This window comes from Actinomadura kijaniata (genome assembly GCF_014138665.1).
In the GTDB taxonomy this organism is placed as follows: domain Bacteria; phylum Actinomycetota; class Actinomycetes; order Streptosporangiales; family Streptosporangiaceae; genus Spirillospora; species Spirillospora kijaniata.
On the sequence record NZ_JACJIA010000005.1, the window covers coordinates 470,724 to 495,656 of the forward strand.

Annotated in this window: 23 protein-coding genes and 2 riboswitches; of the genes, 13 read left to right on the forward strand and 10 right to left on the reverse strand. The window is 75.7% G+C overall.

The window, feature by feature from the left end; genetic code table 11:
- Positions 1-30: 30 nt before the first annotated feature.
- Positions 31-2,529: a flippase-like domain-containing protein gene (locus HNR61_RS49315; protein WP_312898023.1), complete on the reverse strand. Its 2,499-nt coding sequence runs from the start codon at positions 2,527-2,529 to the stop codon at positions 31-33.
- A gap of 293 nt (positions 2,530-2,822) precedes the next feature.
- A riboswitch (glycine riboswitch) is annotated at positions 2,823-2,918 on the forward strand.
- Positions 2,919-3,031, forward strand: a riboswitch (glycine riboswitch).
- Between the two features lie 65 nt (positions 3,032-3,096).
- On the opposite strand from HNR61_RS49315, the gene gcvP reads away from it, so the two are divergent.
- Positions 3,097-5,976, forward strand: coding sequence for an aminomethyl-transferring glycine dehydrogenase (gene gcvP, locus HNR61_RS21985; RefSeq protein WP_182845039.1), 2,880 nt, complete (start codon positions 3,097-3,099; stop codon positions 5,974-5,976).
- On the opposite strand, the gene HNR61_RS21990 is transcribed toward gcvP, so the two are convergent.
- Complete coding sequence (locus tag HNR61_RS21990; RefSeq protein ID WP_182845040.1) at positions 5,919-6,911, reverse strand: AraC family transcriptional regulator; 993 nt, start codon at positions 6,909-6,911, stop codon at positions 5,919-5,921. The genes gcvP and HNR61_RS21990 overlap by 58 nt on opposite strands.
- Before the next feature lie 133 nt (positions 6,912-7,044).
- On the opposite strand from HNR61_RS21990, the gene HNR61_RS21995 reads away from it, so the two are divergent.
- Together HNR61_RS21995 and HNR61_RS22000 are read left to right on the forward strand one after the other, a co-directional pair.
- On the forward strand, positions 7,045-7,983 hold the full coding sequence (locus tag HNR61_RS21995; protein ID WP_220509603.1) for an NADP-dependent oxidoreductase: 939 nt from the start codon (positions 7,045-7,047) through the stop codon (positions 7,981-7,983).
- Positions 7,984-8,254: 271 nt separating this feature from the next.
- Positions 8,255-9,415: a tetratricopeptide repeat protein gene (locus tag HNR61_RS22000; protein ID WP_246443259.1), complete on the forward strand. Its 1,161-nt coding sequence runs from the start codon at positions 8,255-8,257 to the stop codon at positions 9,413-9,415.
- A gap of 65 nt (positions 9,416-9,480) precedes the next feature.
- Here the strand turns inward: HNR61_RS22000 and HNR61_RS22005 are convergent, their stop codons facing one another.
- The gene (locus HNR61_RS22005; RefSeq protein WP_182845041.1) at positions 9,481-9,909 is read right to left on the reverse strand and encodes a PPOX class F420-dependent oxidoreductase; all 429 of its coding nucleotides are present in this window, start codon (positions 9,907-9,909) and stop codon (positions 9,481-9,483) included.
- Between the two features lie 44 nt (positions 9,910-9,953).
- Between HNR61_RS22005 and HNR61_RS22010 the strand changes: the two genes are divergently transcribed.
- Positions 9,954-10,580, forward strand: coding sequence for an alpha/beta hydrolase family protein (locus HNR61_RS22010; protein WP_182845042.1), 627 nt, complete (start codon positions 9,954-9,956; stop codon positions 10,578-10,580).
- A 221-nt stretch (positions 10,581-10,801) separates the two neighbouring features.
- On the opposite strand, the gene HNR61_RS22015 is transcribed toward HNR61_RS22010, so the two are convergent.
- The gene (locus HNR61_RS22015; RefSeq protein WP_067831813.1) at positions 10,802-11,002 is read right to left on the reverse strand and encodes a DUF5999 family protein; all 201 of its coding nucleotides are present in this window, start codon (positions 11,000-11,002) and stop codon (positions 10,802-10,804) included.
- A 385-nt stretch (positions 11,003-11,387) separates the two neighbouring features.
- Here HNR61_RS22015 and HNR61_RS22020 point away from each other — a divergent pair, with 385 nt between their 5' ends.
- The 4 genes from HNR61_RS22020 (at position 11,388) to HNR61_RS22035 (ending at position 15,144) form a co-directional block, all read left to right on the forward strand.
- Complete coding sequence (locus HNR61_RS22020) at positions 11,388-12,125, forward strand: (Fe-S)-binding protein (RefSeq protein ID WP_182845043.1); 738 nt, start codon at positions 11,388-11,390, stop codon at positions 12,123-12,125.
- Positions 12,122-13,585, forward strand: coding sequence for a lactate utilization protein B (locus HNR61_RS22025; protein ID WP_182845044.1), 1,464 nt, complete (start codon positions 12,122-12,124; stop codon positions 13,583-13,585). Before HNR61_RS22020 ends, HNR61_RS22025 begins: the two co-directional genes overlap by 4 nt.
- Positions 13,582-14,223, forward strand: coding sequence for a LutC/YkgG family protein (locus tag HNR61_RS22030; protein ID WP_312898024.1), 642 nt, complete (start codon positions 13,582-13,584; stop codon positions 14,221-14,223). Before HNR61_RS22025 ends, HNR61_RS22030 begins: the two co-directional genes overlap by 4 nt.
- A 270-nt stretch (positions 14,224-14,493) precedes the next feature.
- Complete coding sequence (locus HNR61_RS22035; protein ID WP_182845046.1) at positions 14,494-15,144, forward strand: TIGR04222 domain-containing membrane protein; 651 nt, start codon at positions 14,494-14,496, stop codon at positions 15,142-15,144.
- 15 nt (positions 15,145-15,159) lie between these two features.
- Here HNR61_RS22035 and HNR61_RS22040 read toward each other — a convergent pair whose 3' ends face one another.
- Positions 15,160-15,588 (reverse strand): MarR family winged helix-turn-helix transcriptional regulator, encoded by a 429-nt coding sequence (locus HNR61_RS22040; RefSeq protein ID WP_182845047.1) that lies wholly within the window; start codon positions 15,586-15,588, stop codon positions 15,160-15,162.
- Positions 15,589-15,670: 82 nt separating this feature from the next.
- On the opposite strand from HNR61_RS22040, the gene HNR61_RS22045 reads away from it, so the two are divergent.
- Positions 15,671-17,443 (forward strand): ABC transporter ATP-binding protein, encoded by a 1,773-nt coding sequence (locus tag HNR61_RS22045; RefSeq protein WP_182845048.1) that lies wholly within the window; start codon positions 15,671-15,673, stop codon positions 17,441-17,443.
- Positions 17,444-17,446: 3 nt separating this feature from the next.
- Here HNR61_RS22045 and HNR61_RS22050 read toward each other — a convergent pair whose 3' ends face one another.
- Genes HNR61_RS22050 through HNR61_RS22060 form a run of 4 tightly spaced genes read right to left on the reverse strand, consistent with a single transcriptional unit; the run spans position 17,447 to position 19,987 of the window.
- Positions 17,447-17,866 (reverse strand): S26 family signal peptidase, encoded by a 420-nt coding sequence (locus tag HNR61_RS22050; RefSeq protein WP_220509605.1) that lies wholly within the window; start codon positions 17,864-17,866, stop codon positions 17,447-17,449.
- Entirely contained in the window at positions 17,863-18,699 is an 837-nt protein-coding gene (locus HNR61_RS46875) for an ABC transporter ATP-binding protein (RefSeq protein WP_220509606.1), read from the reverse strand. Before HNR61_RS46875 ends, HNR61_RS22050 begins: the two co-directional genes overlap by 4 nt.
- Entirely contained in the window at positions 18,687-19,766 is a 1,080-nt protein-coding gene (locus HNR61_RS46880; RefSeq protein WP_220509607.1) for an ABC transporter ATP-binding protein, read from the reverse strand. The genes HNR61_RS46875 and HNR61_RS46880 overlap by 13 nt, the downstream gene beginning before the upstream one ends.
- Before the next feature lie 50 nt (positions 19,767-19,816).
- Positions 19,817-19,987 carry a hypothetical protein gene (locus HNR61_RS22060; protein WP_182845049.1) on the reverse strand — a complete coding sequence of 57 codons (171 nt, stop codon included), beginning with the start codon at positions 19,985-19,987 and terminating at the stop codon, positions 19,817-19,819.
- 173 nt (positions 19,988-20,160) lie between these two features.
- On the opposite strand from HNR61_RS22060, the gene HNR61_RS22065 reads away from it, so the two are divergent.
- Positions 20,161-20,670, forward strand: a complete 510-nt coding sequence (locus HNR61_RS22065; RefSeq protein WP_220509608.1) for a TlpA family protein disulfide reductase — start codon at positions 20,161-20,163, stop codon at positions 20,668-20,670.
- Between the two features lie 155 nt (positions 20,671-20,825).
- Here the strand turns inward: HNR61_RS22065 and HNR61_RS22070 are convergent, their stop codons facing one another.
- Positions 20,826-21,413: a TetR/AcrR family transcriptional regulator gene (locus HNR61_RS22070; RefSeq protein ID WP_182845051.1), complete on the reverse strand. Its 588-nt coding sequence runs from the start codon at positions 21,411-21,413 to the stop codon at positions 20,826-20,828.
- Positions 21,414-21,605: 192 nt separating this feature from the next.
- Between HNR61_RS22070 and HNR61_RS22075 the strand changes: the two genes are divergently transcribed.
- Genes HNR61_RS22075 through HNR61_RS22085 form a run of 3 tightly spaced genes read left to right on the forward strand, consistent with a single transcriptional unit; the run spans position 21,606 to position 24,933 of the window.
- Positions 21,606-23,072: a phytoene desaturase family protein gene (locus HNR61_RS22075; RefSeq protein ID WP_182845052.1), complete on the forward strand. Its 1,467-nt coding sequence runs from the start codon at positions 21,606-21,608 to the stop codon at positions 23,070-23,072.
- On the forward strand, positions 23,069-23,983 hold the full coding sequence (locus tag HNR61_RS22080) for a phytoene/squalene synthase family protein (RefSeq protein WP_246443262.1): 915 nt from the start codon (positions 23,069-23,071) through the stop codon (positions 23,981-23,983). Before HNR61_RS22075 ends, HNR61_RS22080 begins: the two co-directional genes overlap by 4 nt.
- The gene (locus tag HNR61_RS22085) at positions 23,980-24,933 is read left to right on the forward strand and encodes a phosphate acyltransferase (RefSeq protein ID WP_312898025.1); all 954 of its coding nucleotides are present in this window, start codon (positions 23,980-23,982) and stop codon (positions 24,931-24,933) included. Before HNR61_RS22080 ends, HNR61_RS22085 begins: the two co-directional genes overlap by 4 nt.

Here is a 24,933-nt window from a genome sequence, read left to right on the forward strand (position 1 = left end):
ACCGGCCCCGCCGGGGCCCGGCCGGCCCGGTCAGATCGCCTTCTTCCGCTGGAGGTAGGTGAAGGCGCCCCAGCCCGGCAGGACCGGCAGCCAGAACGTCAGCAGCCGGAACAGCAGCACCGCCGAGGCGGCCGTCTCGGCGGGCAGCCCCGAGATCGTCAGCGCCAGCGCCAGCGACGCCTCCACGGCCCCCAGGCCGCCCGGCGTGGGGGCGGCCGACCCGACCGCGTTGGCGGTCAGGAACACCACCGCCACGGCCGTCCAGGGCAGCTCCCCGCCGAACGCGCGGATCGAGGCGTCCAGGCACACCACGAACCCGACGGTCAGCAGGATCGTGCCGCCGAACCCGGTGAGCATCTTGCCCGGCGACTGCAGCACGTCCACCAGGCGCGGCACCACCCCGGAGAACATGTCGCGCAGCCGCCCGGCCACCAGCCGCCGCACGCGGGGGACGGCCAGGGCCACGCTGGCGACCACGGCGAGGGCCAGCAGCGCGATGACGACCGTGCGGGACGGGGCCAGGTCGCGGGTGGCGTTGGCGGCCGACCCGGTCAGGAACCCGAACATGATCAGCAGCAGGATGTGGATGACCATCCCGGCGAGCTGGGAGGCGCCGACGCTGGCGACCGCCGGGCCCGGCCGCACCCCGGAGCGCTGGAGGTAGCGGGTGTTGAGCGCCACGCCGGTGACGGCGGCCGGGGCCACCAGCTTCACGAACGACGCGGCGAGCTGCACCAGCACCGTGCGCCACAGCGACAGCCGCTCGGGCACGAACCCCATCACCATCCACGCCGCCGCCGGGTACGTCGCGGCCGCCGCCGCCAGGCCGACCAGCGCCCACCACCAGTTGGCGGTGGCCAGCAGGTGGGGCAGGTCAACGCTGCCCAGCTGTGGCACGACGATGTAGGCGGCGGCGGTCAGCGCGACGATGCTGAAGATCGTCCGGGGGCGGAACCGCTCCAGCCGGATCGGCGGGGCCTCGCTCTCGGGCTCCAGCCGCAGGATCTGCTCGCGGATGCGGGTCAGCAGCTCCTTGTCGTGCCGCACGGCGCTGCGGGTGCCCCGCGACAGCGCGACCCGCTGGAGCAGCGGCACGGCCGAGGCCAGGGCCTTCTCGCCCAGCACGCCCGAGGCGGTGCGCACGGCCCGCTCCGGGCCGACCCGCAGCGCCAGGGTGGTCAGCAGCTGCGCCAGGTCCAGCCGCAGCAGCAGGTCACCGGCGGCGATCTCGCCCGCGCCCAGCTCCACCAGGTGGGGGCGGCCCTCGTCGTCGACGAGGATCGCGTCGCCCTCCAGCCGCCGGTGCGCCAGCCGCGCCGCCTGCAACCGCCGGAACTGCCGCCACACGTCGGTCAGCAGCGCGTCGGTGAGCTCCTCGTCGGGGACGTCGTCCAGCCGCCGCCCGGGGACGTGCGCGTAGGCCAGCAGCGCCGCCTCGGTGCCGACCTCCGCCGTGGCGACCAGCCGGGGCGTGCGGACCCCCGAGGCGGTCACGGCGTAGGACATCAGGGACTCCTGCTCCAGGGAGCGGCGCAGCGACCGCAGCGCCCGCCGGGGCGCGCCGCTGCGCAGCCGCGCGAGCCGCCACAGCCGGTAGGGCAGCCCGGCGGTCTGCAGGTCCCGGTCCAGGACGTGGACCCGCAGCTGCCACTCGCCGCACGGCAGGGCCGGGCCGGTGGCGTCGGCGGGTGAGGCGTCGGCGGGGGAACCGTCGGGGTCGCGCGCGACGCCGACCAGGTAGCAGCGGGGCTCGTCGGCGGGGGCCGGGACCCGCTCGGCGCGCGCCGGCCGCAGCCCCAGGCGTTCCAGCGCGCCCAGCACGGCGGCGCCGGGCGGGCGGGTGTTGGGGGCGCCGACCGCGTACAGGGTGCCGTGGCCGATGGCGCGGCCGAGGAAGTAGGTGGCGGTCAGCGCCGCGACCGAGGCGTAGGCGGCGGTCAGGCCGGTCAGCGCCGCCAGCCCGATCATCAGCCAGGCGGCGGTCTGCCAGCGGGTCCGCCCGGCCATCCCGACCGCCGTCACGAACGCGATCACCGGGGTGATGTCGGTGTGCAGCGGGGCGGTGCCGGTGCCGCCCCAGATCAGCGAGTCCAGCACGCCGCCGGGCGCGGCCGGGATCTCCCAGCCGTCCAGCAGCACCGTCAGCGCGAACGCGATCGTGGCGGCCAGCAGCGCGACCGCGACGCGCTGGCCGTCGCGGTGCAGCAGCCGTTCCACCGCGAACGCCACCGGCACCGCCAGCACGCCGAAGCTGGAGGCCAGGGTCGCCAGCGCCAGCAGGGCGTGCGGGGCGTGCGCGGTGCCCTCGGTGATGTCGGTCTGGATCCCGCGCGTGGTCTGCTGGGCGAACGACACCAGCAGGATCACCGCGGCCAGGCCCAGCAGGGAGGCGGCGAAGCGGAACGCGTCGCTGGAGCGGCGCACCCGGTTGGGGCGGGCGGGCTCGTCGACGGTCACGGCCGCCGTGGCCGCCGTGCCGGGGTCGGACCGCGTCGCCCGCTCGGTCCTCTCGTCGTGGGTCTGCGTCACCGCGCACCGCCGTCCGGACAGGTCACCGTGATCAGCGTCGCAGAACGGAGGCGGCCCCGTCGAGGGCGGTTCGCGTCGACCTGACCGTGCGCATGCTCCAAACCCAGCCCCCATGCCCTTCCGCCTCGCGGCCCCGCCCCTGGCCACGGCCGGTCCCCGTCTTCCTGAGCTGTGCATATCGTACTTGCGGGGCCTCCGCGGGCGACTCCGGGTCGGGGGAGCGCGGTACGCGGGCCTCCCGGGTAGATCGCGGGGACGATCCGTTGGATAGAGTTCACTCCAAGGACAGCCGTCGACCCCGTGCGGGAGAGATCCCACGCGGCCAGCGTGGGGCGCCGAAGGGGCAACCCTCCCCGGAACCTCTCAGGCAAAAGGACCGCTCGGGCGAGGCACCTCTGGAAAGCAGGCGTGACTTCCCCCGGCGGGGAAGGGGCGGCTCACCGAAGGGGAAACCCCGCTCCGGCGGGTGAAGCTCTCAGGTGCCCATGACAGAGGGGGAGACCGGCCACCGGCCCAGCCAGGGCCGTTGGCGGCCCTGAGCGACCCCAGCAGCCAGGAGGCTCCCCAATGACCGCCCAGTACTTCGCCCCGGTGGCATCGCCGCAGCAGGCCCGGGAGCAGTTCGCCGACCGGCACATCGGGCCGTCCCCCGACGACCAGGCCCGGATGCTGGCCGCGATCGGCTACGCCTCCGCCGAGGCGCTCGTGGACGACGCCGTCCCGGCCGCCATCCGCACCGACCGGCCGCTGGAGCTGCCGCCGGCGCTGAGCGAGCCGGCCGCCCTGGCCCGGCTGCGCGAGCTGGCCGCCAAGAACAAGGTGTACACCTCCATGATCGGCCTGGGCTACCACGGCACGATCACCCCGGGCGTCATCCTGCGCAACGTCCTGGAGAACCCGGGCTGGTACACCGCCTACACGCCCTACCAGCCGGAGATCTCCCAGGGCCGCCTGGAGGCCCTGCTGAACTTCCAGACCGTGGTGGCCGACCTGACCGGCCTGCCGGTCGCCAACGCCTCCATGCTCGACGAGGGCACCGCCGCCGCCGAGGCGATGACCCTCGCCCACCGGGTGTCGCGGCGCAAGGAGCCCGGCGCCTTCCTGGTCGACGCCGACGCCCTGCCGCAGACGATCGAGGTCGTGCGCACCCGCGCCGTCCCGCTGGGCATCGAGGTCGTCACCGCCGACCTGTCCGGCGGCCTGCCCGAGGGCGACTTCTTCGGCGTGCTGCTCCAGTACCCCGGCGCGTCCGGCGCGGTCCGCGACCTGGAGCCGGTCGCCGCGCAGGCCCACGAGCGGGGCGCGCAGGTCGTCGTCGCCGCCGACCTGCTGGCGCTGACGCTGCTGCGCCCGCCGGGCGAGTTCGGCGCCGACATCGTCGTCGGCTCCTCCCAGCGGTTCGGCGTCCCCTACGGTTTCGGCGGCCCGCACGCCGGCTACATGGCCGTCCGCGAGGGCATCCAGCGCCAGCTGCCCGGCCGCCTGGTCGGCGTGTCGGTCGACGCCGACGGCGCCACCGCCTACCGCCTGGCCCTGCAGACCCGCGAGCAGCACATCCGCCGCGAGAAGGCCACCAGCAACATCTGCACCGCCCAGGTGCTGCTGGCCGTCATGGCGAGCATGTACGCCGTCTACCACGGCCCCGAGGGCCTGGCCGCCATCGCCCAGCGCACCCACGCCCGCGCCGCCGAACTGGCCGCCGCGCTGCGCGCCGGGGGCGTGGAGGTCGTGCACGGCTCGTTCTTCGACACCGTGCTGGCCCGCGTGCCCGGCCGCGCCGACGAGGTCGTGCGGGCCGCCCTGGAGCGCGGCGTCAACCTGCGGCGCCAGGACGCCGACCACGTCGCGGTCGCCTGCGACGAGACCACGCTGCCCGAGCACGTCACCGCCGTGCTGGCCGCGTTCGGGATCGAGAGCGCCGGGACCGCCGAGGTCGCGCCGGCGTTCCCCGAGGCGCTGCGCCGCCAGAGCCCGTACCTGAACCACCCGGTGTTCCACCAGCACCGCTCCGAGACCGCGATGCTGCGGTACCTGCGCCGGCTCCAGGACAAGGACATCGCGCTGGACCGGTCGATGATCCCGCTGGGCTCCTGCACGATGAAGCTGAACGCCACCACGGAGATGGAGCCCGTCACCTGGCCGGAGTTCGCGAACATCCACCCGTTCGCGCCGATCGACCAGGCCCAGGGGTACGTCGAGCTGATCGAGGAGCTGGAGTCGGCGCTGGCCGAGATCACCGGCTACGCCAAGGTGTCGGTCCAGCCCAACGCCGGATCCCAGGGCGAGCTGGCCGGCCTGCTGGCGATCCGCGGCTACCACGCCTCGCGCGGCGAGGGGCACCGGAACATCTGCCTGATCCCGTCGTCGGCGCACGGCACCAACGCCGCCAGCGCCGTGATGGCCGGGATGAAGGTCGTGGTCGTCAAGTGCGACGACCACGGCAACATCGACATCGCCGACCTGCACGCCAAGATCGGCAAGCACGGCGCCGACCTCGCCGCGATCATGGTGACGTACCCGTCCACGCACGGCGTGTTCGAGGAGACCATCACCGAGGTCTGCGAGGCCGTGCACGCCGCGGGCGGCCAGGTCTACGTCGACGGCGCCAACCTCAACGCCCTGGTCGGCCTGGCCCGGCCCGGCGAGTTCGGCTCCGACGTGTCGCACCTGAACCTGCACAAGACCTTCTGCATCCCGCACGGCGGCGGCGGCCCCGGCGTCGGCCCGGTCGGCGTCCGCGAGCACCTGGTGCCGTTCCTGCCCAACCACCCGCTGCGGCCGGAGGCCGGCCCGCGCGAGACCGGCGTCGGCCCGATCTCGGCGGCCCCGTGGGGCTCGGCGGGCATCCTGCCGATCTCCTGGGCCTACATCGCGATGATGGGCCCCGACGGTCTGCGCGCCGCCACCGAGGCCGCGATCATCGGTGCCAACTACCTGGCGGCCCGGCTCGCCCCGCACTACCCGATCCTCTACACCGGCCGCAACGGCCTGGTCGCGCACGAGTGCATCGCCGACCTCCGCAAGATCACCAAGGAGACGGGGATCACCGCCGAGGACGTCGCCAAGCGGCTGATCGACTACGGCTTCCACGCGCCGACCCTGTCGTTCCCGGTCGCGGGCACCCTGATGATCGAGCCGACCGAGTCGGAGGACCTGGCCGAGCTGGACCGGTTCGTCGACGCCATGGTCGAGATCCGCCGGGAGATCCAGCGGGTCGCCGACGGCTCCCACGACCGCGAGGACAACCCGCTGAAGCACGCCCCGCACACCGCGGCGGCCCTGCTGGACGAGGACTGGAAGCACGCCTACTCCCGGCAGGAGGCGGCCTACCCGCTGCCGTCGCTGCGGGAGGGCAAGTACTGGCCGCCGGTGCGCCGGATCGACCAGGCCTACGGCGACCGCAACCTGGTGTGCTCCTGCCCGCCGCCGGAGGCGTTCGAGGACTGAGCCCCCAGGGGGGCCCGCGACGTCCTGCGGTAACGCCCCGGCGCGACCCCGAACTCGCGCTTGAAGGCGTTGGCGAAGGCGAACTCCGACCCGTACCCGACCCGCTCGGCCACCCGGACGAGCGGGTCGTCGCCTTCCTCCAGCAGCCGCGCCGCCGTGGTCATCCGCCACCAGGTCAGGTACGCCAGCGGCGGGCGGCCGACCAGCGCGGTGAAGCGCCGCGCGAACGCCGCCCGCGACATCCCCGCCACCGCGCCCAGCCCGGCGATCGTCCAGGACCGGGCCGGGTCCCGGTGCAGCGCGTCCAGCGCGGCCGTCACGCCCCGGTCCGCCAGCGCCGCCGCCCACCCCGACACCGGGACGTGCGCGGGCCGGTCGGCGAACCAGGCCCGCAGGATGTACATCAGCAGCGTGTCCAGCAGCGCGGGCACGACCGCGTCGACGCCGGGGCGCGGGTCGGTCAGCTCGGCGCCCAGCAGCTCCACGGCGGCGCGGACCCGGGTGTGCCGCCCGGCCCGGGCGGGCAGGTGCACGATCTCCGGCAGGTCCAGCAGCAGCGGGTGGGCGCGGCGCGGGTCGAGCCGGTAGGCCCCGCACAGCGTCACGGCGGCCGGCTCGCCCGGCCCGTCCGGGGGAGCGGCGTAGCGGGGGAGGGCGTCGTCGGGCAGGCACGCCCGCGCCGTCAGCGGGGTGCCGGGGGAGTCGGCCAGGGCGTGCGCCCCGCCGTGCGGGAAGAACACCACGTCCCCGGCCCCGAGCGCGACCGGCGGGCCGTCCTCGGGCCGCAGCCAGCACGAGCCCTGCAGCACCACCTGGAATCCCGCCGCCCCGGGGACCTCCCCGAACCGCTGCCCGAAGGGCGCGTGCCAGGCGACGCGCGCCGACCGCGGTTCCCCCGTGCGCGTCACCGCGACCACGTCGCTGAGCACGTCCACGCCCGCACTCTAACGCCGTGTGCCCCGGTGAGACGGGCGCGTAGGAAAACGAGACGAGACGGCATGGAACGTCCGGAAGGTCCGTTCCTAGGCTGGAACCAAGCAAAAGATCTACTTTGTAAAGGATCCGGCCATGACGACCGTGCCCACCATGAACGCCGCGCTCGTGACCGCGTTCGGCGACCCGTCCGTGATCACCTACACCCGCGTGCCCCGCCCGGTCCCGGGCCCGGGCCGGGTGCTGGTCCGCGTCGCGGCGACCTCCTACAACCCCTCCGACGTCGGCCTGCGGTCCGGCGCGCTGCGCGGCGTCCTGCCCGTCGAGCCGCCGTTCGTGCTCGGCACCGACGTCTCCGGGACGGTCGCCGCCACCGGGCCGGGCGTGACGGCGTTCGCGCCCGGCGACCGCGTGGTCGGACGCCTGGACGGCGGCGGCGCGGCGGCCGAGTACGCCGTCGCCGCCGAGACGGAGCTGACGGCCGCGCCCGCCGCCGTTCCGCTCGCCGCGGCCGCCGCGCTGCCCGTCGCCGGGCTCACCGCCTGGCAGGCCCTGTTCGAGCACGCCGCCGCCGGGCCGGGCGACCGGGTGCTGGTGGCCGGCGCGGGCGGGGGAGTGGGCCGGTTCGCCGTCCAGCTCGCCCGGCACGCCGGGGCCCACGTGATCGCCACCGCGAGCGGCCGCAGCGCGGCGGCGGTGCGCCGCCTGGGCGCCCACGAGATCGTCGACTACACCCGCACCCCGCCGGCCGAGGCCGTCGGGGAGCCCGTGGACCTGGCCCTGCACCTGGTGCCCTCGGCCGAGGCCGGGGCCGCGCTCGCCGCCCTGGTCCGCCCCGGCGGCTCGCTGGTCTCGGCGACCGGCCCGGTGCCGGTGGCCGACCCGTCGGTGCGCGCCGTCCACTTCGTCGCGCGCAACGACACCGCGCAGCTCGCCGCGCTGGTCGGGCTCGTGGACGCCGGGGCGGTGCGGGTGGAGGCCGCGGCGCGTCCGCTGCGCGAGCTGGCCGACGTGCACCGGGCGGGGGAGGCGGGCGAGATCGCGGGCAAGGTCGTTCTGACCCCCGTTGGATGATCTTGGTGGGGATGTGTGTGTCGGCACGGGACGCGGGGCGGCCGGGTCGCTAGGCTGGGTTCCCAAGCCCTGGCCCACGGCGCTCGCCCGGCGGCTCGCGCCTCACCAGGTCTTGGCGAGCGCGACATCGTTTCGCGGTCTGACCTGAGGGCCCTCGCCCCCGGCTGCGGGCCCGCGGGTGGGGTGGCGCGCTCGCGTGCGTGGCCGGGGCCCGCCGTGAAACAGGCCCCAGGCTCGGAGCGGACCCCGACCCCCAGAGGGCAGCAGAGCGATGAGCAGCAAGCCTGACGCGACCGCGTCCGACGACCCGTCCCACGACCCGACCCTCGAACACCCCCTCGAACAGTCCCAGGACCCGTCCCGGCTGTGCGAGCGGGCCCGGCGGCTGGCCGAGGACGGCGAGGCCGCCCGCGCCGCCCGCCTGTTCGAACAGGTGCTCGCCCTCGGCGACACCCCCCACCGCGCGCAGGCCGCCCTGGGGCTGGCGGTCGTGCTGGACGACTCCGGCGACGTCGCCGGGGCCCGCGAGGCGGACCGGACCGCCATCGCCACCGGGGACCCCGAGTACGGGCCGCGCGCCGCCTACCACCTGGCCCTCACCCACGAACGCGCCGGGGAGCGCGAGCAGGCCGAGCCCGCCTGGCGGGTCGTGGTCGACTTCGGCAACCCCGCCTACCTGCCGCCCGCCCACCTGGCGCTGGCGCGGCTGGCCGACGACTCCGGCGACTTCGAGGCCGCGCGCGGCCACTGGGAGAAGGCGGTGGAGACCGGCGACCCCGAGTACGGCCCGCTGGCCGCCCACGACCTGGCGCAGCGGCTGCTGGAGCGCGGCGAGCCCGCCCGCGCCCAGCGGGTCCTGACCGCCGGGCTGCGGCTGATCGACCGCGACGGCTCGCCGTACGCCTACTCGCGGCTGGCGGTCGCGCTCGGCATCGCCTACCTGGACCAGGCGATCGGCGCGTTCGGGGCCGCGCTCGGCGACGCCGACGAGCCCGCCGATCCCGAGGTCGGCCCGCTGGCCACCGAGCTGCTGGCGCGGACCCTGCCGCTGCGCGGCCGGGACGCCGAGGCGCGCGAGGCCTGGCGGCGCGGCCTGGCCGACCCGGGCGTGGCCGGGCAGGTCCGCGCGCGGCTGCGCCGCGACTTCGGCGAGGAGGCCGGCGACGGCGAGGGGACCGACCCGGCCGACCTGTGGTGGGAGCCGGTCGTGGAGCAGTCGGTGGCCGACGGGTCGCTGCCCGCGCTGGCGCAGGAGGCGTTCGGCGCGCTGGACCACATGTACGCGCTGCTGGCCGTCCGGTACGCGCGCGGCGGCGCCGACGAGGCGATCGGCGAGGCGGTGGCGGTGCCCGGCGGCTACGCCTGGGGGCCGCTGCTGCACGAGAGCTTCGCCGAGCGGCTGCGGCTGGCGATGGGCACGCCCGACGCCTGACCGCGCGGGCGCGCCGCCCGGTTCCGGCACCGCGGTTCCGGTGCCGCGGTTCCGGTGCCGCGGTTCTAGTGCGCGACGCCGCGTTCGGCGATCACGTTGGTGATCCGCACCCGCACCAGGTACTCGCCGGGCACCGCGTTGCGGCGGCCGAACTCCTCGGCCCGGCCGGCACCCATGTACCGGCCGCCGAGGGCGGTCGCCCAGCGCAGCGTCTCGTCCGGGTCCTCCGTCAGCGCCGCCTCACCCTCGATCATCACGTAGGAGTAGGGCGGCGTCTGGTCGTCCACGCACAGCGACACGCGCGGGTCGCGCTTGAGGGCGTTGGCCTTGACGCCCTTGCCGTAGGTGGTGAACAGCAGGTCGTCGCCGTCCAGCACGAACCAGATCGGCGTCACGTGCGGGCGGCCGTCCCTGCGCGTCACCGCGAGCTTGCCCGTGCGGGTGCCCTCCGACACGAACGCCCGCCACTCCCCGTCGGTCATCCTCTGTCCCATGCCGCTCACCCTGCCAGATCCCGTTCGCCGCTACGGTGGGCGGCATGCTTGAGATCGCGACGGCGCACGGCCCGGCCGACGTCACCCTGGACGGGCCGGACGACCCGGCGTTCCTGCTGGTCCTGACGCACGGGTCGAACGGGGGTGTGGACGCGCCGGACCTGCTGGCCGTCCGCGAGGTCGCGCTCGGCCTGGGCGGGGCGGTGGCGCGGGTGCTCCAGCCGTTCCGCCGGGCGGGCCGCCGCGCGCCCGGCTCGGCCGCCCGGCAGGACGAGGCGTGGCTGGAGATCATCGGGGTGCTGCGGGAGCGGTTCGGGGACGTGCCGCTGGTGCAGGGCGGGCGCAGCAACGGGGCGCGCGTGGCGTGCCGGACGGCCCGCGCGGCGGGCGCGGTGGGGGTGGTGGCGCTGGCGTTCCCGCTGCGCCCGCCGGGCAAGCCGGACAGGTCGCGGGCGGGAGAGCTGCGGGGGGCGGGCGTGGAGGTGCTGGTCGTCAACGGCGACCGCGACCCGTTCGGCGTGCCGGACCCGGCCGACGCGGCGCACGTGGCGGTGCTGCCGGGCGAGCGCCACGAACTGGCCAGGGCCCCGGCGGCGGTCGGCGCTGCGGTCGGGCCGTGGCTGCGCCGCTGGGCGGACGCACGGGACGGTGCGGCGGCCGGGCGCCCCTGACGCGTTCCCCGTCCGGAAAAGACGAAGGCCCGGCCGATCGGGCCGGGCTGGTGGTGAGGGTCGGGCCGGTGGTGAGGGCCGGGACGGTCGTCCGGTGCGGTGTCCTCCGGACCCGGAGCGGGTCCGGAGGGTCAGGGCGGATGGGGCGCCCCCGAGGAAGATCACCCGTTCTGACTAGTCCTCCGCGCGTCCGGGGCCGGGGCCCCGGAGCCGAGGTCCGGTCAGGCCGCCGTGGCCCGAAGGTCGGTCGGCCGGTGCGGTGCGACCACTACCCCGTCGGGCAGCAGCTCACCGGTGTCCTCGAAGAGCACGACGCCGTTGCACAGGAGACTCCACCCCTGCTCGGGGTGGCTGGCGACCGTCCGCGCGGCGTCGCGGTCGGGTCCGTCGGGTGAGGGGCAGGGCGGCTGGTGACGGCACATCGGCGTGCCTCCGGTCTCAACTACTGGTGGGTGGTGTTGTCTTTATTGACGCATCTCAGTGTGGAACGGTTCGCGTCCTTGCGGCCATAGCCCGTCAGGACGGTTGTCCTGTGGTACCGGAGTACCAGTGGGCTGTGACGTGTCTCACCCTGAGGTGTCGCAGCATAGCGTGCCTTGATCTGCATAACGGTCCAAGAACGACACGCCGTCTGATCCGCAAACATTTCCTACCGTTCTCCCCATAACGGTTTGGGGATGGCCCCGGCCGCGCGGTGACGGCCCGCTCCGGCCACCACCGGTCGCCCGCTTCCCCGGGCCCGCCGCCCCTCCGCCGCCTACGATGGCGCCTGGATCGGGGGCGACGCGAGGGGGAGGTGAGGGCGCGGTGCGGGTGGCGCTCTTCGTCGCGTGCTTCAACGACGCGCTGTTCCCCGGCACGGGACGGGCGGTGACGCGGCTGCTGGAGCGGCTGGGCCACGAGGTGGTCTTCCCGCCCGCCCAGTCCTGCTGCGGCCAGGTGCACTGGACCACCGGCTACCACCGGGAGGCCGCCGACCTGGCGCGCGGGTTCGTCCGGGCGTTCGGGGGCGCGTCGGCCGGCGGGGCCGTGGTGACGCCGTCGGCGTCGTGCGCGGCGACCGTCCGCGAGTCCTACCCCCGGATCGCCCGGGCGGCCGGGGACGCCGGCCTCGCCCGCGCCGCCGCGGGCCTGGCGGTGTACGAGCTGTCGGAGTTCCTGGTGGACGTGCTGGGCGTCACCGACGTGGGCGCGCGCTTCCCGCACCGGGTCGCCTACCACCCGACCTGCCACTCGCTGCGGCCCGGCGGCGCGGGCGACCGGCCGCTGCGGCTGCTGCGCGCGGTGCGGGACCTGGAGCTGGTGGACCTGCCGGAGGCGGGGGAGTGCTGCGGGTTCGGCGGCGCGTTCGCCATGAAGAACGCCGACGTGTCGGTGGCCATGGTCGCCGACAAGGTCCGCCACGTCCGCGCCACCGCCGCCGACGTGGTGTGCGCGGTCGACAACTCCTGCCTGGCCCACCTCGGCGGGGCGCTGTCGCGGCTGCGCGCCGGGGTCCGCACCGCCCACCTGGCCGAGATCCTGGCCGGGACGGGGCCCGCGTGACCGCCTCCTCCGAAGGGCGGACCCCCTCCTCCCCGGGAACGGTCCCCGCGCGGCCCGCCCGGCCGAGGTTCGCCGACGCCGCCCGCGCCCCCCTGAACGACACCCGGCTGCGGCGGGGCCTGCGCGGCGCGGCCGGCGCCGCCCGCGAACACCGTTCGCGCGCCGTGGCGGAGCTGCCCGACTGGGAGGAGCTGCGCGAGGCCGGGCGGGCCATCCGGGACGGCGCCCTGCTCAACTTGGACACCCACCTGGAGGAGCTGGAACGCGCCGTCACCGAGGCGGGCGGCACCGTCCACTGGGCCGCCGACGCCGCCGCGGCCCGCCGCGTCGTGACGGGCCTGGTGCGCGCGACCGGCGGGACCGGGGTCCTGCGGGCCCGGTCGGCGACCCTCCACGAGATCGGCCTGGACGACGCCCTCGCCGCGGCCGGGATCACCGTCCACCGGACCGCGCTGGCCGAGCTGGTCGCCCGGCTCGCCGGGGAGCCGCCCGCCGACACCGTCCACCGCGGCCGCGCCGAGCTGCGCGACCTGTTCCTGCGCGCGATGCCGGGCGTCCCGCCCGACCTGTCCGACGACCCCGGCTCCCTGGCCGCGGCGGTCCGCGCCCACCTGCGCGACCGGTTCCTGACCGCCCGGGTCGCGGTCTGCGGCGCGAACTTCCTGGTCGCCGAGACCGGCACGCCGGTGGTGCTGGAGTCCGAGGGCAACGCCCGCATGTGCCTGACCCTGCCCGACACCCTCGTCTGCGTCGCCGGGATCGACAAGACCGTGCCGACCTGGCAGGACCTGGAGGTCCTGCTGCAACTGCTGCCGCGCGCGGCCGGTGCGCGGATGACCCCGGCCGTCTCGACCTGGAGCGGCGTCACCCCCGGCGACGGCCCCCGCGACTTCCACCTGGTGCTGCTCGACAACGGCCGCACCGCCGCCCTCGCCGACGAGGTCGGCCGCTCGGCGCTGCGCTGCGTCCAGTGCTCGGCCTGCCGGAGCGTCTGCCCCGTCTACGAACGCGTCGGCGACGCCCCCTACGGAGCGCCCCACACCGGCCCGATCGGCGCGATCCTCACCCCGCAGCTGCGCGGCGTGGCCGCCGCGGCGACCGCGTCGCTGCCGTTCGCCTCCACCCTGTGCGGGAGGTGCGCCGACGTCTGCCCCGTCAAGATCGACATCCCGGAGGTGCTGGTCCACCTGCGCGGCCGGGTCGTCGAGGCGCGCCGCCACCGGCCCGTCCCCACCCCGGAGCTGGCGATGATGCGGGCGGTGGCCTGGGCGATGGGCGACCGCCGCCGCTACGAGACCGCGCTGCGGCGCGGCGCCCGGTGGGGGCGGCTGCTGGCGCGCGGCGGCCGGATCCGGCGGCTGCCCGGCCTGCTGGGCCGGTGGACCGAGGCCCGCGACCTGCCCGCGCCGCCCGCCCGCGCGTTCCGCGACTGGTGGCGGGCCCGGGAGGAGGGCCGGTGACCGGGCGCGAGGAGGTCCTGCGGCGGGTCCGCGCCGCGCTCGGCCCGGCGCGCGGCACGGCCGTGCCGGTGCCGCGCGGCTACCGGCGGCGCCTCGGCCCCGAGGAGGCCGCCGACCGCGCCGACGTGATCGCCCTGTTCACCGAGCGCGTCGCCGACCACCGCGCCTCGGTCCGCCACGTCCACGCCGACGAGCTGGCCACCGCCGTCGCCGCCGCGCTGTGGGGCCGCGAGGCCAAGCGCGTCATCGTCCCCGCCGACCTGCCGTTCGGCTGGCTGGCCGAGCTCGACGGCGTCCACGCCCTGGCCGACACGCCCGCGACCGACGCGGCGGTGCTGGAGTCCTGCGACGGCGCGGTCACCGGCTGCGCCGTCGCCGTCGCCCGGACCGGCACGGTCGTGCTGGACGGCGGGCGCGCCCAGGGCCGCCGCGCGCTGTCGCTGGTGCCCGACCACCACCTGTGCGTGGTGCACGCCGACCAGATCGTCGGCACGGTCGCCGAGGCGCTGCCGCGCCTCGACCCGGCCCGCCCCCTCACCTGGATCAGCGGCCCGGCGGCGACCCTCGACCTCGGCGGCACCCGGGCACCGGGGCCCCACGGCCCCCGGACCCTCGAAATCCTGGTGGTGGAGGACTAGGCCGAGTTCCAAAGCCCTGGCCTACGGCGCTCGCCCGGGGGCTCGCGCCTCACCAGGACTTGGCGAGCGCGGCATCGCTTCGCGATCTGACCGGCGGGCCCTCGCCTGCGGCTTCGGGCCCGCCGGTCAGGTCACGCGCTCGCGTGCGTGGCTGAGGCCTCCTTTGAAACAGGCCCCAGGACACGCCCGGCCACGGGTTTTGTGTCACCGGGCCCAGTGGCGGCGGGGGAAGCCGTTCACGCTTGGACCTTCGGCTGCGAAGGGGGCCTTGTGGGCAGGCGTGGTGTTTCCGCCGGTGAGCTGGAGCTCTACGAGACGGCGTATCTCTGCGGTGGCGCGGAGCGGGTCGCGCTGGTCGTCCTGGTGGCGCTGCGGCAGGACGGGCGGATCGGGATCGCGCCCGCCCGGCGGCGCGTCACGGTGGTGCGTCCGGAGTCCCGCCATCCGGTCGAGGCCGCCGCCCTGGAGGTGATCCCCCCGGCCGGACTGCCGCTCTGGCGGGCCCTGACCAGGATCGCCGCCCATCCCGCGGTGGCGCTGGTCGCGGCCTCGCTGCGGGACCGGGGGCTGCGCCCGAGCCGCCGGCCGCGCCGGCGGCCGGCGCTCGATCCGGGGGAGGGGCTGCGGCGGGCCGCGGTCCTGGGCGCGCCCGGCATCGAGGACGCGAGGCTCAGAAGGATCTTCGAGACCCCCGATCCGCAGCTGGCCGAATGGGCGCGCCCGAAGATCGTCCTGCGTTCCACGACCGCGAATCCGGCGCCCGACGGGCGGCGCATGAAACGCGCCGCCAAGCAGCTCGAACGCCACCTGACGCGGCAGACCGAGGCCTCCGGGCACGACCACGGGGCCGACCACGGCGCCGACCACGGGGGAGGCTGCGGAGGGGACTCCGGCGGTGACCCGGGCGGCGGGTCCGCCTGACCGCGTCCCCGGCCGTCAGGCGCCGTGACCGCAGTCGCGGGCCTCGTCGATGACGGCCAGCAGGTCCCGCAGCGCCCGGCGCTGGTCGGCCGACAGCGGGGCCAGGACCTCCTCCACCGCCGCGCGGCGCGCCTCGGCCATCCGCACGCGCGCGTCGTGGCCCCGTTCGGTGGGCCGGACCAGCAGGGAACGCCGGTTGGCCGGGTCGGGCGCGCGGCCGACCAGCCCGGCCGCCTCCAGCCCGTCCACCATCGTGGTGACCGAACGCGGCACCACCCCGAGGCGGCCGGCCAGGTCCACCATGCGCAGCGGCCCGTCGCGGACGATCACCCGCAGGGCCCGCGCCTGGGAGGGGGTGAGGCCCAGCGGCGCCAGGCGCCGCGACTGGGCGTGGCGGATCCGCTTGGTGGTGCGCAGCAGCAGGTCGGCCAGGTCGTCCTCCATGCTTCAGAGCCTACCTCACAGTTGTATGGAATAATTATGAGTAAAGCTCAGTTAGGGGGATGCACCCCGAGAGGAGCCGCCTGTGAAGCCCGGAGACGACAAGTACCCGGTCCCGCCCCGGCGCGTGCTGCGCCTGTTCCGCCCCTACCGCGGCCGGCTGGCCGTGGTCGCCCTGCTGGTCGGCCTGTCGTCGCTGGTCGGCCTGGCCTCGCCGTTCCTGCTGCGCGAGATCCTCGACGTCGCCCTGCCGCGGGCGCGCACCGACCTGCTGACGCTGCTGGCGCTCGGCATGGTCGTCGTCGCGGTCGCCACCAGCGTGTTCGGCGTCCTGCAGACCTACCTGTCCACCGGCGTCGGCCAGCGCGTCATGCACGACCTGCGCACCGCCGTCTACTCCCACCTGCAGCGGATGCCGCTGGCGTTCTTCACCCGCACCCGCACCGGCGAGGTCCAGTCGCGCATCGCCAACGACATCGGCTCGATGCAGTCGACCGTCACCTCCACCGCCACCTCCCTGGTCTCCAACTTCACCTCCGTGGTCGCCACCGTCGTCGCGATGGTGGTGCTGGACTGGCGGCTGACGCTGGTGTCGCTGGCGATGCTGCCGTTCTTCGTGTGGGTGAGCCGCCGCGTCGGCAAGGAGCGCAAGCGCATCACCGGCGAACGCCAGAGGCAGCTCGCCGGGATGTCGGCGATCGTGGAGGAGTCGCTGTCGGTCAGCGGCGTCCTGCTGGGCCGCACCATGGGCCGCTCGCCCGCGCTGACCGAACGGTTCGCCGGAGAGTCGCGCCGCCTGGTCGACCTGGAGATCCGCGCCAGCATGGCCGGGCGCTGGCGGCAGTCCACCATCGGCATCGTCATGGCCGCGATGCCCGCGGTGATCTACTGGGTCGCCGGGCTCACCGTCACCCAGGGCCGCCCGCTGGTGTCGGTCGGCACGCTGGTGGCGTTCACCACCCTCCAGTCGGGCCTGCTGCGCCCGATGGTGATGCTGCTCCAGACCGGCGTCGAGGTGCAGAGCTCGATGGCGCTGTTCGGGCGGGTCTTCGAGTACCTGGACCTGGAGCCCGACATCACCGAGCCCGCCGACCCCACGCCGCTGCCGAGGGCGCGCGGTGAGGTCCGCTTCGACCGTGTCGTCTTCTCCTACGACCCGGACGCCGAGCCCACGCTGCGCGAGGTGGACCTGACCGTCCCGGCGGGCACCTCCCTGGCGGTCGTCGGCGCGACCGGCGCGGGCAAGTCCACCCTCGGCCAGCTCGTGCCGCGCCTGTACGACGTCACCTCCGGCCGCGTCACCATCGACGGGGTGGACGTGCGGGACCTGTCGTTCGCCGACCTGACCCGCGCGATCGGCGTCGTCGCCCAGGAGACCTACCTGTTCCACGCCTCGGTCGCCGACAACCTGCGCTTCGCCAGGCCCGACGCCACCGACGCCGAGCTGGAGGCCGCCGCCCGCGCCGCCCAGATCCACGACCACATCGCCGCGCTGCCGGACGGCTACGACACCCTCGTCGGCGAACGCGGCCACCGCTTCTCCGGCGGCGAGAAGCAGCGCCTGGCGCTGGCCCGCGCGATCCTGCGCGACCCCCCGGTGCTGGTGCTGGACGAGGCCACCAGCGCCCTGGACACCCGCACCGAACGCGCCGTCCAGCGGGCGATCGACGAGCTGAGCCGGGACCGCACCACCATCACCATCGCCCACCGCCTGTCCACCGTCCGCGACGCCGACCAGATCGTCGTGCTGGATCGGGGACGCGTCGCGGAACGCGGCACCCACGAGGAGCTGATGGCGCTGGGCGGCCGCTACGCCGCCCTCGTCGCCCGCGACGGCGCGCTGGTGCCCGCCGCCTGACCGTCACAGGCGGCGCAGGACGACGCCGACGACGTCCCGGGCGGGGACGTACCCGAAGTGCCGCGAGTCCTGGCTGCGCCGGGCGTCACCGCTGACCACCAGGCTCCCCGGCGGGACGGTCGCGCCGGGCGCGGCGCGCACCGCCGGACGGACCTCCTCCGGGACCGGGTCGCCCGGCGTCGCCGCCACCCGCTTCACCAGCCACGGGGGATCCGGCACGCCGCCCGGGGGAGCGACCGGGTTGCGGAACACCACGGCCTCGCCCCGCCGCACCCGCCGGGTGCGGCGCACCAGCAGCCGGTCGCCGTCGGCGTAGGTGGGGGCCATGCTGCCGCCCGCCACCCGTACCAGCGTGAGGCTGCGGCGCAGCGACCACAGCGCCACGACGGGGACGGCGAACGCGCCGACCAGCACCGCCCTCACCGGGCCGCCTCCGCCCCGTCGAGGGGAACGCCGTCCCGGTAGCCCTCCGCCTGGAGGGCGAACAGCCTCGCGTAGTGCCCGCCGCGCCGCATGAGCTCCTCGTGGGTGCCGGTCTCGACGATCCGCCCGTCGGCCAGCACGGCGAGGGTGTCGGCGGCGCGCAGCGCGCCCAGCCGGTGGGAGATCAGCAGGCCGGTGCGCCCGGCGCGGTGCGCGGTGAGCGTGCGGTGCATGCGGTGCTCGGCCTCGGCGTCCAGCCCGGAGCTGGGCTCGTCCAGCACCAGCAGGTCGGCGTCCGACCGCATCAGCGACCGCGCCAGCGCGACCCGCTGCCACTGCCCGCCCGACAGCGTCACCCCGTTCCCGGCGAGGTCCCCTTCCTCGTCCTCCTCGTCGTGGTGGACGCGGCTGAGCTGGGTGCGGTAGCCGTTCGGGAGGGCGGCGAGGGTGGCGTCGATGTCGGCCAGCCGCGCGGCGGCGCGCACCCGTTCCTCGTCCTCGCGGTGCGGCAGGTCGCCGACGCCGATGTTGTCGCGCGCGGACAGGTCGTAGGTCAGGTAGTCCTGGAAGGTCACCCCGATGCGGGCGCGCAGCTCGGCCACGTCCAGCTCGCGCAGGTCGCGGCCGTCCCACAGGATCGCGCCCCGGTCGGGGTCGTAGAAGCGGCACAGCAGCTTCACCAGCGTGCTCTTGCCCGCGCCGTTGCGGCCCACCAGCCCCACCGCGCTCCCGGCCGGGAGGACGAGGTCCACCCCGCGCAGGATCCACGGGCCGTCCTCGTCGTAGCGGAACCACACGTCGCGGAACTCCACCCGCCCGCTCAGCCCCGGCACCGGGGCCGAACCGGACGCCAGGTCGTCGGGGTCTCCAGCAGGTCGGCGTAGTGCCCGAACAGCCGGACGGCCTCGGCGGCCGCGCCCGCCTGGAGGACCACCCCGGTGAAGGCCCCCTGCACGCCCGCCGTCGCGGCGACGAACAGGGTGACGTCCCCGACGGTGAAGCGGCCCTGCGCCGCGCCGACCACCACCAGCAGCACCCCGCCGCCGGTGACGACGGCGTTGAGCGCCGCGAACCCCGCCTGGGTGAGGGCGCCGCGCCGCTTGACGGCCAGCTCCGCCTCGCTCGCCGAGCCGACGGCCGCCACGAGCCTGCCGTGCAGGAAACCGCCCAGCCCGAACAGCCGGATCTCCTTGGCCGCCCGCGGGTCGGTCAGCAGCGACCGGTAGAACGTCTGCCGCCGGTACCGGCCCGACACGCTCTCGGCGACCTCGATCTGGCGGCGGGCGACCGCCAACCGCGACACCAGTGCGGCCGTGCCGCAGACCAGCAGCAACAACGCCATCGGCGGCCACACCGCCAGCAACGCCCCGAGGAAGCCGCCCACCGTGGCCACCGTCTGGACGGTCTGCTGGCAGAAGCCGGTGATGTTGTGGGGGGCGTCCGCCGACGCCTGCGTCGCCAGCCGCAGCCGGTCGTGGAACACCGGATCCTCGAACCGCCGCAGCCCCCGGAACTCGTTGACCTTGGCGAACAGGCGGCGTTCGACGTCCACCGCGAGCCGCTGGCGCACCAGGTCGTCCAGGTACCCGGCGGCCTGCGCCGTCACCGCGAGCACCAGCCCCGCGATCCCCAGGGCCGCCGCCAGCCAGGCCGCCCGCGCCGCGTCGGCGGCGCCGCCGCGCCCCAGCTCGTCGAACAGCAGCTTGCCGCACCAGGCGACGGCCGCCGGTCCCGTCCCGGCGACGACGGTGGCGGCCAGCAGCGCCCACGCGCCGAACGGCGCGGCCCGGAACTGCATGGCCACCGCCATGGCGGCGACGCGGGGACGCGACCGGCGCCCCCGGGACGGTTCCCCGCCCCGGGGGTCGTCGGCCGGGTCCCGACCGGACAGGTCACTCATCGCGGCTCATCGTGATCAATGCTGACCCGCCGGATCCCGGCGTCATCGGGTCAGCAGGGGATGGCGGTCTTGGAGGTGCAGTAGCCGTTGCAGTTGTAGCGGTACCGGTAGCCGGACTTGCAGGTCGGGCAGAGCTGGCCGTGCTCGGGAACGCACGCGCCCCTCTCCCGCAGGATCGCGCTGAGCAGCCTGTCGCTCATCGTGCCGAGAATGCGTGCCATAAAGCACCTCCCAGTCGGAACGGACCAAACGATGATCGAGGTAAGTCCGCCCTTCTGAAAGCGCAAGAGTCAATAATCCAGTGATCATCTCTCGGGCGCGCAAACTGTCGATGGGTTACATTGCCCGCAACCTGATCATGCTGGACGTCGGAGTCCGGCGCGGGAGGTTTCCCATGCCCTACCTGGTCGCGGCCGTGATCCTGCTCGCTGTGCTGAGCGTGTTCAATCTGATGCTGATCCTGGGGGTGGTCCGTCGACTACGGCGCGACGACGGCGAGGCCGTCCCGCTTCTTCCGGCGGGCACCGTCGTGCCGGAGTTCACCGTGATGACGACGGCGGGGGAGGTCGTGACGCGCGACTCGCTGGGCGGCGCTCTCGTCGGGTTCTTCTCGCCCGGCTGCTCTGCCTGCGAGGTCCAACTGCCGAAGTTCGCCGCGCGGGCGGCCGGCCGTCGCGCCGTCGCCGTCCTGCACGGGAACGAGGAGGAGACCCGCGCCCACCGCGACGCGCTCGGCGGGGCCGCCGAGGTGGTCATCGAGGAGCCGGACGGGCCGATGGGGGCCGCGTTCGCTGTCGACGGTTACCCGACCTTCGTGGTGATCGACCCGAACGGAACGGTCACTGCCTCGTCCCACGCGGTGGACCGGCTACCCCTTCCCAAGCCCGCCGAAACCGTTTCCTAGGATCTTGGGGAAAGTTGCCAAAAGTGGAGCCGGGTGTCACCGAATGCGTTACTCCGGCTCCGCTTGGCGGTCTTTCCCGTGCATTTCCCTGACTCTCTCACTGATTTTTTGAGAAATCCGGTAAAAGGTGCGCCCCATAAAAAGGGAGGACGCCGCTAACCGGGGTTGACCGAGTTCATCACCAGGTCCAGGCCCGCGCTGAACCGCGCGTCCCAGTCCACCGGGCCCTCCATCGCCCGCACCGCCTCGGCCCACGCGGCCGTGCCGCGCACCTCCAGCGAGGCGTGCCCGATCACGAAGCCGAGCAGGGTGTGCGCGGCGGTCGCCGCCGCGGCCTCGGGGACGCCGCCCTGCCGCAGGATCTCCCGCAGCGACAGCACCGTCTCGGTCAGCGCGGCGGGGTTGCGGCCGGTGACCAGCAGCGGCAGCACCCCGGCGTGCTCCAGCAGCCGCGCCCGGTAGGCCATCGCCCAGCGGCGCAGCGCGTCGCGCCACCCGGCCGCGCCGGTCGCGTCGGCGGGCGCGGCGGCCACGTGTGCGACCAGCCCGTCCAGGAGCTGCTCCTTGCCGCGCGGCAGATGGTGGTAGATCGCCATCGCCTCGACCTCCAGGGAGTCCCCGAGGCGGCGCATGGTGAGCCGTCCGAGGCCCTGGCCGTCGATGATGTGCAGCGCCGACTCGATGATCCGCTCGATGGTCAGCGGCGGGCGGTTCTGGGCGTTGATCTGTGGCTGCCGGACCATGCGCTGTCAGTGCCTTCCGTCCCGGGCCTCGCAGTCGTGGGCCGCTTCCCTGTGCGTTCCCCCGATCATCGCAGGTCCCACCGGCGCCGTGGCGGCACCCGCGGCACGGATCGGCGGAACCGGTCGCCACCGGACGCATCCGCGGCCCCGCCCGGCTCCGAAGACCCGGTGAGCGATCACGAGGAGCGGTTCATGGACGACGATCCCATCGTGGTGGTCGGCGCGGGGCTGGCCGGGCTGGCGGCCGCCGTGCGTCTGGCCGCCGCCGGACGCGCCGTGCGGGTGGTCGAGGCGCGCGACGAGCCGGGCGGCTGCTGCGGCACCGCCCGCGTGGGCCCCTACCGGTTCGACACCGGCCCGTCGGTGCTGACGATGCCCGAGGTGCTGGCGGAGATCCTGGGCGCGGCGGGGGAGGACCTGCGCACCCGGCTGCCGCTGCGCCGCCTGGACCCCTACTACCGCATCGCCTACCACGACGGCACCCACCTGGACGTGGTCGAGGGCGAGGACGCCATGGTCGGGCGGGTCGCGGCGCTGTGCGGCCCCGCCGAGGCCGAGCGGTACCGGAGGTTCCGGCGGCACCTGGGGGAGATGTTCGAGGCCGCCTGGCCGGTGTTCATCAACGCCGACACCACCCGCCTGCGCTCCCTGGCCCGCCCCGTGGCCCTGCTGAGGCTGGCGCGGATGGGCGGGTTCCGGCGGCTGGACCGGCTGGCCCGCAGCCACCTGACCGACGACCGCCTCGTGCGCGCCCACACCTTCCAGTCCCTCTACGTCGGCCTGCCGCCCCGGCGCGCCCTGGGCGTCTACGCCGTCATCGCCCACATGGACACCGTCGGCGGCGTCTACTTCCCCGAGCACGGCGGCATGCACGCCATCCCGCGCGCCCTCGCCGACGTCGCCGAGAAGCACGGGGCGCGGTTCCGCTACGGGACGCGCGTAGAACGCGTCGAGGCCGACTCCGACGGCGTGCGCGGCGTCCGCCTGGAGGGCGGCGAACGCCTCCCCGCCCGGCACGTCGTCGTCACCTGCGACCTGCCCCGGGCCCTGGACGGGATGCTGCCGCCCGGCGCCGCCGACTGGCGCACCCGCGACCCGCGCCACTCGCCGTCCTGCCTGGTGATGCACTTCGGCCTGGACCGGCCCCCGCCCGGCCGGGCCCACCACACCCTCCACCTGGGCCGGGAGTGGCACCGCACGTTCGCCGCGCTGGAGGCCGGGCGCCCCCAGCCCGACCCGAGCCTGCTGGTGACCCGCCCCGCCGCCGACACCACCGCCGCCCCGCCCGGCCACGTCACCCTCAGCGCCCTGGAACCCGCGCCCAACCTGCGCGGGACCGTCGACTGGGAACGCCGGGGCGCCGAGCTCCAGGACCGGCTGCTGGAGCGCCTGAACGCCCTGGGGTACGGCGACCTGTCCGGCGCGCCCCGCCTGGTCCTGGACCCGCCCGCCTGGGAACGCCTCGGCCACTCGGCCGGGACCCCCTTCGCGCTGGACCACCGCTTCACCCAGACGGCCTGGTTCCGGCCGACCGGCGCGCCCCGCCGCGTCCCCGGCCTGCACCTGGCCGGGATGTTCACCGCGCCCGGAGTGGGCGTCCCCCCGGTCCTGATCTCCGGCCGCCTGGCCGCCGAACGCGTCCTGGAGAGTGCGCGATGACCCCGCCCACGATGACGCTGTCGGCCAGCTACGAACGCTGCCGCCTGCTCAACGCCCGCCACGGCCGCTCCTTCTACCTGGCCACGCTGCTGCTGCCCGGCTGGAAACGCCGCCACGTCCACGCGCTGTACGGGTTCGCCCGCCACGCCGACGAGATCGTGGACTCCTTCACCATGACCGGCGACCGCGCGGCCGCCCTCGACCGGCTGGAGGAACGGCTGACCCTGGCGCTGAAGGGCGAGCCGGTCGACGACCCGGTGGTCCCGGCGTTCGCGCACACCGTCCGCGCCTTCGACATCGACCACGCCGACGTGCACGTCTTCCTGCGCTCCATGCGCGCCGACCTCACCGTCACCCGCTACGACACCTACGACGACCTGCTGGGCTACATGGAGGGCTCGGCGGCGGCGATCGGCACGATGACGCTGCCGGTGCTGGAGACCGTCCCCGGCGCCCGCGACGCCGCCCGCGAACCCGCCCGCCAGCTCGGCCTGGCCTTCCAGCTCACCAACTTCCTGCGCGACGTCGCCGAGGACCTGCGCCGCGGCCGCGTCTACCTGCCGCGCGCCGACCTGGACCGGTTCGGCGTCACCGACGACGACCTGCGCGGCGGCGTCGCCGACCGGCGGGTGCGGGACCTGGTCGCGTTCGAGGCCGGGCGCGCCCGCGACCACTACCGCCGCGCCGTGCCCGGCATCGACCTGCTGGCGCCCTCCTCCCGGCCGTGCGTCCGCGCCGCGCTGCTGCTGTACGGCGGCATCCTGCAGCGCATCGAGGCCGCCGGGCACGACGTGCTGGCGGAACGGGCGCGGGTGCCGCGCCGCGACCGGGCGTCGATCTTCGCGCGGAACCTGCTGGCCGCCGCCGTCGCCCGGCGCGGCGAGCTGCGCGTGACCGCGGGGACGCCGTGACGGGCGCGCCGGTCGTGCTGGACGCCATGGGCGGCGACCGCGGCCCCGACGCCACCGTGGCCGGCGCGGTCCTGGCCGTCCGCGACCACGGCGTGCCGGTGCTGCTGGCCGGCCGCGCCGACGAGATCGCCGACCGGCTGCGGCGGCACGGCGCGACCGGCGAGGTCGGGGTGCTGCACGCCGAGGACGCGGTGCCGATGACCGAACGCGGCCCCGGCGCGCTGGGCCGGGAGCGGTCGAGCCTGGCCGTCGGCTGCCGGGCGGTGCGCGACCGCGACGGCGCGGGCCTGGTGTCGGCCGGGTCCACCGGCGCGGTCGTGTCCTGCGCGGTGCGGACGGTGGGCCGCGCCGAGGGCGTGCTGCGCCCCGCCCTGGTGATCGCGCTGCCGAACCTGGCGGGCGGCGCGACCGTGCTGGTCGACGCCGGGGCCACCGCCGACCCCACCCCCGAGATGCTGGCGCAGTTCGCCACCCTCGGCGCCGGCTACGCCCGGCGCGTGCTGGGCGTGGCCGACCCGCGCGTGGGCCTGCTGACGATCGGCGCCGAGCCCGGCAAGGGCAACCGCCTGGTCCGCCGCGCCGCCGAGCTGGTCGCGGCGCTGCCGCTGCGGTCGGCCGGCAACGTCGAGGGCCACGACGTGCTGACCGGCGCGGTCGACGTGCTGGTCACCGACGGGTTCACCGGCAACGTCGTGCTGAAGAACATCGAGGGCACCGTCCGCGCCACCCTGGAGCTGGTGGCGCGCCAGGGCCTGGCCGCGCCCGCCGACCTGCGGCGCGTGGCCGCGTTCTACGACCCCGAGACCCACGGCGGCGCGGCCCTGCTGGGACTGGCCGGGACCGTCGTGGTCGCGCACGGCTCCTCCAGCCCGCGCGCCCTGGCGCGGGCCTGCGCGGTCGCCCGCGACCTGGCGGCCGGTGACCGGGCCGGCGGCCGGGCCGATGGCTGA